Annotated in this window: 10 protein-coding genes and 1 tRNA gene; 8 read left to right on the forward strand and 3 right to left on the reverse strand. The window is 67.9% G+C overall.

The window, feature by feature from the left end:
• The first annotated feature begins 55 nt into the window (after window positions 1–55).
• The 5 genes from Psi01_RS08995 to Psi01_RS09015 are packed head-to-tail and all read left to right on the forward strand — an operon-like array spanning window position 56 to window position 4,866.
• Window positions 56–1,507 carry an FtsK/SpoIIIE domain-containing protein gene (locus Psi01_RS08995; protein ID WP_204063488.1) on the forward strand — a complete coding sequence of 484 codons (1,452 nt, stop codon included), beginning with the start codon at window positions 56–58 and terminating at the stop codon, window positions 1,505–1,507.
• The gene (locus Psi01_RS09000; protein WP_204063489.1) at window positions 1,504–1,704 is read left to right on the forward strand and encodes a hypothetical protein; all 201 of its coding nucleotides are present in this window, start codon (window positions 1,504–1,506) and stop codon (window positions 1,702–1,704) included. Before Psi01_RS08995 ends, Psi01_RS09000 begins: the two co-directional genes overlap by 4 nt.
• Window positions 1,701–3,428 (forward strand): replication initiator, encoded by a 1,728-nt coding sequence (locus Psi01_RS09005; RefSeq protein ID WP_239127348.1) that lies wholly within the window; start codon window positions 1,701–1,703, stop codon window positions 3,426–3,428. The genes Psi01_RS09000 and Psi01_RS09005 overlap by 4 nt, the downstream gene beginning before the upstream one ends.
• Entirely contained in the window at window positions 3,425–3,679 is a 255-nt protein-coding gene (locus tag Psi01_RS09010; protein WP_239127350.1) for a helix-turn-helix domain-containing protein, read from the forward strand. The genes Psi01_RS09005 and Psi01_RS09010 overlap by 4 nt, the downstream gene beginning before the upstream one ends.
• Window positions 3,679–4,866: a tyrosine-type recombinase/integrase gene (locus Psi01_RS09015; RefSeq protein ID WP_204063490.1), complete on the forward strand. Its 1,188-nt coding sequence runs from the start codon at window positions 3,679–3,681 to the stop codon at window positions 4,864–4,866. The genes Psi01_RS09010 and Psi01_RS09015 overlap by 1 nt, the downstream gene beginning before the upstream one ends.
• Before the next feature lie 83 nt (window positions 4,867–4,949).
• Here Psi01_RS09015 and Psi01_RS09020 read toward each other — a convergent pair.
• A tRNA-Gly gene (locus Psi01_RS09020) sits at window positions 4,950–5,020 on the reverse strand.
• Between the two features lie 108 nt (window positions 5,021–5,128).
• Here Psi01_RS09020 and dcd point away from each other — a divergent pair.
• The gene (dcd, locus tag Psi01_RS09025; protein ID WP_204063491.1) at window positions 5,129–5,704 is read left to right on the forward strand and encodes a dCTP deaminase; all 576 of its coding nucleotides are present in this window, start codon (window positions 5,129–5,131) and stop codon (window positions 5,702–5,704) included.
• Here dcd and Psi01_RS09030 read toward each other — a convergent pair.
• On the reverse strand, window positions 5,589–6,887 hold the full coding sequence (locus Psi01_RS09030) for an MFS transporter (protein ID WP_239127351.1): 1,299 nt from the start codon (window positions 6,885–6,887) through the stop codon (window positions 5,589–5,591). The genes dcd and Psi01_RS09030 overlap by 116 nt on opposite strands.
• Before the next feature lie 207 nt (window positions 6,888–7,094).
• On the opposite strand from Psi01_RS09030, the gene Psi01_RS09035 reads away from it, so the two are divergent.
• On the forward strand, window positions 7,095–7,712 hold the full coding sequence (locus Psi01_RS09035; protein ID WP_204063493.1) for a DUF47 domain-containing protein: 618 nt from the start codon (window positions 7,095–7,097) through the stop codon (window positions 7,710–7,712).
• Window positions 7,713–8,717: an inorganic phosphate transporter gene (locus tag Psi01_RS09040; protein WP_204063494.1), complete on the forward strand. Its 1,005-nt coding sequence runs from the start codon at window positions 7,713–7,715 to the stop codon at window positions 8,715–8,717.
• A gap of 96 nt (window positions 8,718–8,813) precedes the next feature.
• Here Psi01_RS09040 and Psi01_RS09045 read toward each other — a convergent pair.
• Window positions 8,814–9,177, reverse strand: a 364-nt coding sequence (locus Psi01_RS09045) for a GNAT family N-acetyltransferase (protein WP_204063495.1), incomplete at its 5' end; no start/stop codon positions are given.

The raw sequence follows: 9,177 nt of genomic DNA on the forward strand, positions 1-9,177 counted from the left end.
CTTCCGGCGGCCCCTCGTCTCCCCGGACACACATCGCAGAGAGAGCTGAAGTCTAATGTTCAAAAAACTGCCCGGAGATGAGGCCCGTAGCCTCGTCTCCACCACACCCGATACCGCCGTGGTCTTCCGCCCGGCCGTCGTGCAGACCCCGGCGATCATCACGATCCTGATCTTCCTCGGACGCCTGATCGTCGGGCTCGTCCGCACCACCTGGCGTCACCCGATCGCCGTGGCTGTGCTCGCCGTCCCCGTCGCGCTGTGCTGGCTGTACGGCTGGCGCGTCGCCCTGCTGGTCATCTGGATCCCCTTCTCGGTGCTCGGTCCGTGGGCGCTGGTCAATCGGGACTCCTTCAACGCCCACATCGGCTGGCGGCTGCTGGCCTTCTGGCGGCTGATCTGGGTGTATCGGCGGCACTGGCAACCGGTAATGATCGTCTCTGGTCTCGGCCGTCACCTGCGGGGCCGCGACTGCCTGCCCCGTCTGCTCAAGGTCACCTGCACCTCGTGGGCCGACCTGGTCACGGTGAAGATGCTCAGCGGGCAGGCCGTCACGGACTGGGCCGACCGGATCGAGCACCTCGCCCACGGCTTCGGTGCCGTCGCGTGCCGGGTCACCGTGGCTCGCGCCGGGCGGTTGCTGCTCACCTTCCCCCGCAGTGATCCGCTGGCCGTCCCGCTCCCGGCCGTCTCTCTTCCGGCAACCCCATCGGTCGGCCCGGTGGAGGTCGGCAAGCAGGAGAACGGCCAACCCTGGCGGCTCAAGGTTCACGGGACGCACGTCCTGGTCGCCGGGGCCACCGGGGCGGGCAAGGGCTCGGTCATCTGGTCGGCGATCCGTGGCCTTCTGCCTGCCGTCCGGGCCGGGCTGGTGGAGCTGTGGGCACTGGATCCCAAGCTCATGGAACTGTCCTTCGGCCGGGCCGTCTTCGGCCACCGGTATGCGGCCAGCCCTGAGGAGTGCGCCGACCTGCTCGACGAGGCGGTCTCGGTCATGCAGAAGCGGGCGGCCCGCTTCGCCGGAGTCCAGCGCAACCACATCCCGACCGCAGAAGACCCGTTCATCCTCGTGATCGTCGACGAGGTCGCGTTCCTGACCGCCTACCAGCCCGACAGGGCCCTACGGCAGCGCATCACCGCTGCCCTGGCCACTCTGACCACTCAGGGTCGGGCAGTCGGCGTCGGTGTCCTGGCGGCGCTTCAGGACCCGCGCAAAGAGGTCATGAACATCCGCAACCTGTTCCCCGACAAGATCGCACTCCGGCTGGATGAGTCCGAACAGGTGGACATGGTCCTCGGCGACGGTGCCCGCGACCGGGGTGCGCTGGCCGATCACATCTCGCCGATCCCGGAGCAGGGCGCGGGCATCGGGTTCGTCCGGCTCGAAACCAGCCCTGATCCGATCCGCGTTCGCGCGGCTTACGTCTCCGACAGCGACATCCGCGACATGACCGCTCTGGTCGTCGGGGAGCTCGCTGAACCCGTCCACACTGAGGAGCTGATCCGATGATGATCACTATCGATGGCACCCGTACTGAGATCCAGCAATTCCAGGATGGGCCGGTCCTGGTTCTTGTAGCGGCCGAACCGGCTCAGCGCGTGCATGCCTACAAGCTCGCCGACGTCCGCATCTGCCGCTGCCCCTACAGCTCGGCGTACAGGCTCCTGGCCGATCTGGTCGAGATGGATGACCGGGGGGCCACATGACCCAAGCAACCGCCGACCCGGAGCCCGGCTCGGTGAACGGGGCCGATCTCACCCTTCCCCGCACCATCCGCGACACTTTGCCCGTCGCCCTGGACGTCGCGGTGGAGGTCGCCAAGCTCAACGGGGTCTGCATCCGCCCCATTGAGATGCGGCGGCTCGACGCCCACACCGGGAGAACCGAGTCCTTCGACATCCCGTGCGGGACCACCCAGGAAGCGAAATGCCCGCCGTGCGCCCAGCGCAACAAGCAACTCCGCAAGGCCCAGTGCCGGGAAGGCTGGCACCTCGATCACGAACCCGTCGCCGAACCGGCCCCCTCCACCGAGGACCAGCGCTGGCTGATCGAGTTCCGCGCCGACGTCCAGACTCAGCGCGATCAAGCTGAACACGACGGGGAAGACACCTCCGCCTGGGATGAGGCGATCGTCGAGATCGATGCCGAGATCAACGCGGCTGGGATGCGGGGCAACGTGCTCGGCCGGACGGCCCCCAAGCGCTCCCGCTCCACCCGGCGGCGGCAGGATGCTCCGGACCTGCCCAAGCGGGCCAAGGCGAACACCACGCTCGGGCGCACCTTCACCGGCACCGATGGGAGAGTGCTGCGGCCGTCGTTGTTCGTCACGCTCACCCTGGCCTCGTACGGCAAGATCCGGGCAGGCCAAGGCGTGCCGGTCGATCCCTCGACCTACGACTACGCGCGGGCCGCCCGTGATGCCCTGCACTTCTCCAAGCTGGTCGATCGCTTCGTGCAGAACCTGCGGCGCGTGGCCGGATACGACGTGCAGTACTTCGCCACGATCGAGCCACAGAAGCGACTCGCCCCACATCTGCACATGGCCATCCGGGGCACCCTGCCGCGTGCCGAGATCAAGCAGATCGTCGCCGCGACCTACCACCAGGTGTGGTGGCCGGCGGTTGATGAAGCCCGCTTTGAGGGCGATCACCTGCCGGTCTGGAATCCGCGAACTGGTCTGGATGCGGGGGATGCCTCTGCGGACGGCCAAAGCGGCGATTACCTCGACCCGACCACCGGGGAAGTCCTGCCCACCTGGGACGAGGCCCTTGACCAGCTCGACCAGGACGAGGCGGCCGAACCCCTGCACATGCTGCGCTTCGGTGATCAAGTTGATGTTCAGGGCGTACTCGCCGGAACCCCGGATGCCGATCAGTGCATCTGGTACCTGTCGAAGTACCTGACCAAGAGCCTCGGTGACACCCTCGACCCAGAGGAACCGGGCTACCGGGCGCGGCGGGAGCATGCAGCCCGGATGGTTGATGCGCTGCGCTACGAACCGTGCTCACCCGCCTGCGCCAACTGGCTCCGGTACGGCATCCAGCCCAAGGGAGCCAAGGCGGGGATGACTCCGGGTCGGTGCCGGGGCAAGGCACACAAGCCCGAACACCTCGGCTACGCCGGACGTCGCGTCCTGGTCTCGCGCAAGTGGTCCAACAAGACCCTGCGCGAGCACAAGCAAGATCGCCGGGCCTGGGTGCTCGACGCGCTCGGCCTGGCCGATGATCCCGCCGAGAACGATCCACACCGCTACCTCTGGCACCCGGTCTCCGGCAAAGACCCCACCCGGACCCCGCTGGCCAAACGGCTGCTGCGCAGCATCGCCGACCGGCAACGCACCCGGGCACGGCTGGCCGAACTCCAAGCCAGAGCAGACGGCAGACCCCTCGACGAACTTTCGGCAACTCCCCTCTCGGGGGTGGCCGCATGACCAAGAAGACCATGCAAGGGCCGGCCTCCCCACTCCCGGAGTGGGCGCAAGGCAGGCTGCTCACCGTCGAAGAGGCCGCCGAGCGGCTCAACACCTCGGTCCGCTTCCCGCGTCGCCTGATCGAGGAACGCCGGATCGCCTTCATCCACGTCGGGCGCAACGTCCGCATCCCCGAAGCGGCGCTTGAGGCGTTCATCGCGGCGGGGCTCGTCGAACCGATCACCACCACACGACGCAGGAGGGCTGCGTAATGGCCAAGAGCGCACTCGGCGCCCCTGAAGAAGAGCCTCGCCGATCTCCGAAGAGCAAGCCGGTCAAAAGACGCTTCGGCCGCGTTCGGCAACTTCCCTCGGGCCGGTGGCAGGCTCGCTACAAGGGACCGGACGACATCGACCGGGCGGCCCCGGAGACCTTCGCGACCAAGCGCGACGCTGAGGTCTGGCTGACCAAGAAGGAAGCCGAGATCCTCGCGGAGGACTGGACGAACCCCGACCTCGGGAAGATCTCCTTCAAGGAGTACGGCTCCGACTGGGTGAACGAGCGTCCCGGCCTGCGGCCCAAGACGGTTCAGCTCTATGAGGGTCTTCTCCGGATTCACCTGGTCCCGACGTTCGGCAACCAGGCCGTCAACGAGATCAAGGCGGCTCACGTCCGCAAGTGGCGCAAGAAGCTCCTGGACGCGAAGGTCGGGCCGGTGACCGTGGCCAAGGCGTACCGGCTACTGAAGGCGATCATGAACACCGCCGTGGAAGACCGGATGATCAAGGCCAATCCGTGCCAGATCAAGAGCGGCGGCAATGAGGAGTCTCCGGAGCGGCCCACCCTGACTGTCAAGCAGGTCTTCGCCCTGGCCGACGCGATCGAACCCCGGTTCCGGGCGCTGGTGCTCATGGCGACTTTCGGCAGTCTGCGATGGGGCGAGCTGGCGGCGCTTCAACGCAAGCATCTCGACCTGGAGGCCCGGACGGTCAAGGTCATGAGGGCCACCACCGAACTCAAGGACGGCTCGGTGACCATCGGTCCGCCCAAGTCGGCTGCGGGTCTCCGTACGGTGGCCCTGCCTGAAGTGGTGATCACTGAACTCCGCGCACACCTGGAGGAGTACACCGCCGATCACGATGAGGCGCTCGTCTTCCTGGGTGCGAAGGGGGCCATGCTCCGCCGGCCGACGTTCAGCCGGATCTGGGCCAAGGCGCTCAAGAGTGCGCAGATCTCCGGGGTTCACTTCCATGATCTCCGCCACACGGGCAACACGTTCGCCTCGCAATCGGGCGCGACGCTCCGGGAGCTGATGAACCGGATGGGGCACTCGACCACCCGGGCGGCGTTGATCTATCTGCACACCGAGAACGACCGAGACCGGAAGATCGCCGATGGCATGGGCAAGCTCGCTGAGGACGCCCTGAAGGACGAAGATCAAGAGGGATCGGGCACGTAACGGGCACGGAAGATCGAACAGCCTCGGAAAACAATCAAGGCCCGGGTCGGGAGTTGCTCCCTGACCTGGGCCTTTGCTCTGAGAGCGGGTGACGGGAATCGAACCCGCGCTGTCAGCTTGGGAAGCTGATGTTCTGCCATTGAACTACACCCGCAGCGGTTAACCGCGTCCACCACTGTAGCGGATATTCGCCGTACTCTCGCCCTCCCCAGACCCCGGAATCGCTGCGAATGCGGGGGCGGGGCGTTGGTAGGTTGCCCACGTGCTGCTTTCCGATCGTGACATCCGAGCCGAGATCGAGTCCGGGCGGGTCAAGATTGATCCGTTCGACCCGGAGATGGTCCAGCCGTCCAGTGTGGACGTGCGGCTGGACCGTTACTTCAGGGTCTTCGAGAACCACCGTTACCCGCACATCGATCCGGCGACCGAGCAGCCCGACCTCACGCGGCTGGTCGAGCCCGACGGGGACGAGCCGTTCATCCTGCATCCGGGGGAGTTCGTCCTGGCGAGCACCTACGAGGTCATCAGCCTGCCCGACGACATCGCCTCGCGGCTGGAGGGCAAGAGCTCGCTCGGCAGGCTGGGGCTGCTCACGCACTCCACGGCCGGGTTCATCGATCCGGGGTTCAGCGGGCACGTGACGCTGGAGCTGTCCAACGTCGCGACGTTGCCGATCAAGCTCTGGCCGGGGATGAAGATCGGTCAGCTGTGCCTGTTCCGGCTCAGTTCGCCGGCCGAGCATCCTTACGGGTCGGAGCGGTACGGCTCGCGCTATCAGGGGCAGCGGGGCCCGACGCCGAGCCGTTCCTACCTGAACTTCCATCGCACCCGGATCTGAAAGAGGTCAACCCGGGCATGAGCAGGGCCGCCAGCGGCAGCAGGGCGGTGGCGGCGCTGGCGGCCAGGAAGAGGTCGCGGCCCATGAGGTCGGCGAGGGGGACCGTCAGGGACAGCGCGAGCGGGGTCATGCTCAGCGCGGCCATCCACTCCAGGGAGGCCACCCGGGCCTGACGGTCGGGCGGGACGGTGCGGAGCATGCCGAGGATCCACTCGATGGCGGAGATCTCCAGGCCGATGCCGGCCAGCAGGTAACCGGTGAAGACCCAGCCGGGGACGATGGGCTCCATCAGGACGAGCGGCACGAGCCCGTACGGCACGAGCGCGACCATGGCGATCAGGCCGGGGCGGCGCGAGGTCAGACGCATGGCGATCATCGCGCCGATCAGGCCGCCGAGGGACAGGGCCGCCAGGGTGAGGCCGTACATGCCTTCCAGCGGTGACTTGTACGGCGAGACGGTGGTGACCGGGAGCAGCACCTGCGCGGGGGCCACGATGAGGGTCTGGTGGAGCGCCGTGACGGAGATCACTGTGGCCATCCAGGGCCGGCGCGACACCTCCGCCACGCCCTGGCGGATCTCCGCCGAGACGGGCAGCCGGTGCTCGTGGGCCGCCGGGGGCTCCTGTACGTGGCGCAGGAGCAGGGCGCTGGCCGCGAAGCCCGCCGCGGCGAGCCAGAGGGCCGCCCGGGGGTCGTGAAGCATGACGGTCAGGGCGCCCAGGGCCGAGCCGGCGGCGGCGCCGAGCCGCCAGGAGGCGCTGGTCAGGCCGATGCCCGTGCGGTGCAGGCTGGTCGGCAGGACCGAGGCCAGGCAGGCCTGGAAGGCCGGGCGGAAGAACGCCTCGGTGCCGCCGGCCAGGAAGATCGCCAGGCCGAGGACCAGCGGCGGAGGGGAGGGCCAGAGGGCGACCGCGGTGACGATGAGCAACAGGGAGCACTGTGAGATCGTCATCACGGTCCTGCGGGGCAGCCGGTCGGCCCAGACCCCGCCGAACACCGCGAAGGTGACCAGCGCCACGAGACGCCCGGCGAGCACCACGCCGACCACGGAGCCGCTGTGGCCGCCCTTGAGTAACGAGACCACCACGGCGATGGGGAAGATGTGGTCAGCGGCGACAGAGGCCGTCAGACTGAACCAGAGCAGTCGGAACGGGCGTTCCCGCCATGCTCCCCGGACCCCCATATGTGACCAGTATTCGGCATAACATGGTCAAAAACCAGCAAATCGGTCACCGGAAAGATGTCGTCAAGCTCTACCCCCCGTGGTGTCGCGAGGCATACGGAGGGTAGCCACAAAGCGAAGAGAGGGCGTCTAGCGGGTGAAGTTCGCATTTCCGCTGGTAACCCTTACTCTTCTCTGCGGACCATCCCCGCACATCTGGAGAACGACGTGCGCCTGCGTCTCACACCTAGTGAGGACAGCTACTACGGCTTGTTCGCCGACTCGGCGAACAACCTCGTCACAGCGTCCCGCCTACTGGTAGAGATCATCAGTGACGGTTCGGACAGGGAAGCCCTGGCCGAGAAGATGCGTGCCTGCGAGCACGCCGGTGACGAGCGCACTCATGCGATCATGAACCGGCTGAACGAGAGCTTCATCACACCGTTCGACCGTGAGGACATCTACCGCCTCGCGGCCAACCTCGACGACGTGATGGACTTCATGGAGGCCGCCGCCGACCTCATCGTCCTCTACCAGATCGACCACCTTCCCAAGGAGGTCGTCCGGCAGGTCGAGGTCCTGGAGCGCGCCGCCGAGCTGACCGCCGAGGCCATGCCCCGCCTGCGCTCGATGAAGAACCTCAACGAGTACTGGATCGAGGTCAACCGTCTGGAGAACCAGGCCGACCAGGTCTACCGGCGGCTGCTGGCCCGTCTCTTCAGCGGTGAGTACGACGCGCTCACCGTGCTGAAGATGAAGGAGGTCATCGACCAGCTCGAGGAGGCCGCGGACGCGTTCGAGCACGTGGCCAACACGATCGAGTCGATCGCGGTCAAGGAAAGCTAAGTGGATCTCTCGCTCGCCCTCGTCATCGGCGTGGTGATCGTGGCGCTGATCTTCGACTACACCAACGGCTTCCACGACGCCGCGAACGCGATCGCGACCTCGGTCTCGACCCGCGCGCTGACCCCGAGGGCCGCCCTGTTCATGGCCGCGGCGATGAACTTCCTGGGCGCCCATCTGGGCACCCAGGTGGCCCAGACCGTCGGCAAGGGCATCATCGACGCCCCCGAGGGCTCACACGGCCTGGTGATCGTGTGCGCCGGTCTGATCGGCGCGATCACCTGGAACCTGATCACCTGGTACTTCGGGCTGCCCTCCTCCAGCAGCCACGCCCTCATCGGCGGCCTGATCGGCTCGGCGCTCGCCTCCGCGAGCGTCATCCACTGGGACGGCGTGCTGGAGAAGGTCGTCATCCCCATGATCCTCTCCCCGCTGGTCGGCTTCACGCTGGCCGGCACGGTCATGATCGCCATCCTCTGGATCTTCCGCCGGGCCAACCCGGCCAGGGCCAACCGCGGCTTCCGCCACGCGCAGACGCTCTCGGCGGCGGCCATGGCCCTCGGTCACGGCCTGCAGGACGCGCAGAAGACCATGGGCGTCATCTTCCTGGCGCTCGTGGTCGGCGGTTACGTCCAGGAGGGCGACCCCATCCCCCAGTGGGTCATCCTGGCCGCCGCGACGGCGATCTCGCTGGGCACCTACGCGGGCGGCTGGCGCATCATGCGCACCCTCGGCCGCCGGATCATCGCCCTGAACCCCCCGCAGGGCTTCGCCGCCGAGACCGCGGCCTCGACCGTCCTGTACGGCGCGGCCATCGGCTTCGGCGCGCCGATCTCCACCACCCACACCATCACCAGCGCGATCATGGGCGTGGGCGCCACCAAGCGCCTTTCGGCCGTCCGCTGGGGCGTGGCCGGCAACATCGTGACCGCCTGGATCCTCACGATCCCGGCCGCCGCGCTCGTCGCCGCCCTGTCCTACTACGCGCTGCACTGGATGGTCGAGTAGGCCGTCCCCGGAAGGTCCCGGCGGAGCCGCCCGCTCCGTCCGGGACCTCTTCCACGTCCGGTGCGCGCCGTACCCCACCCGGTACGGCGCGCACCGTCACTTGCGGTACATCACGTCGGTGTCCCAGCGGGTGAACCCCAGCCCCTCGTAGAGGCGGATCGCCGGGGTGTTGCTCTCGTCCACGTACAGCATCACCTGGGCCAGGCCGAGGGAGCGCAGGTGCGCCAGGCCCGCCAGGGTCAGCGACCTGCCGAGCCCGCCGCCCTGCTCGGCCGGGTCGACGCCGACCACGTAGACCTCCCCGATCGGGTCGTGCCCGTGGCCCTGCGCCCCGTGCACCTTGGTCCAGTGGAAGCCGACCAGCCTGTCCCCGCCGTCCGCACCGCTTCCGCCGTCCGCACCGCTTCCGCCGTCCGCACCGCTTCCGCCGTCCGCACCGCTTCCGCCGTCCGCACCGCTT

Source organism: Paraplanobispora siamensis (assembly GCF_016863175.1).
GTDB classification, from domain to species: Bacteria; Actinomycetota; Actinomycetes; order Streptosporangiales; family Streptosporangiaceae; genus Planobispora; species Planobispora siamensis.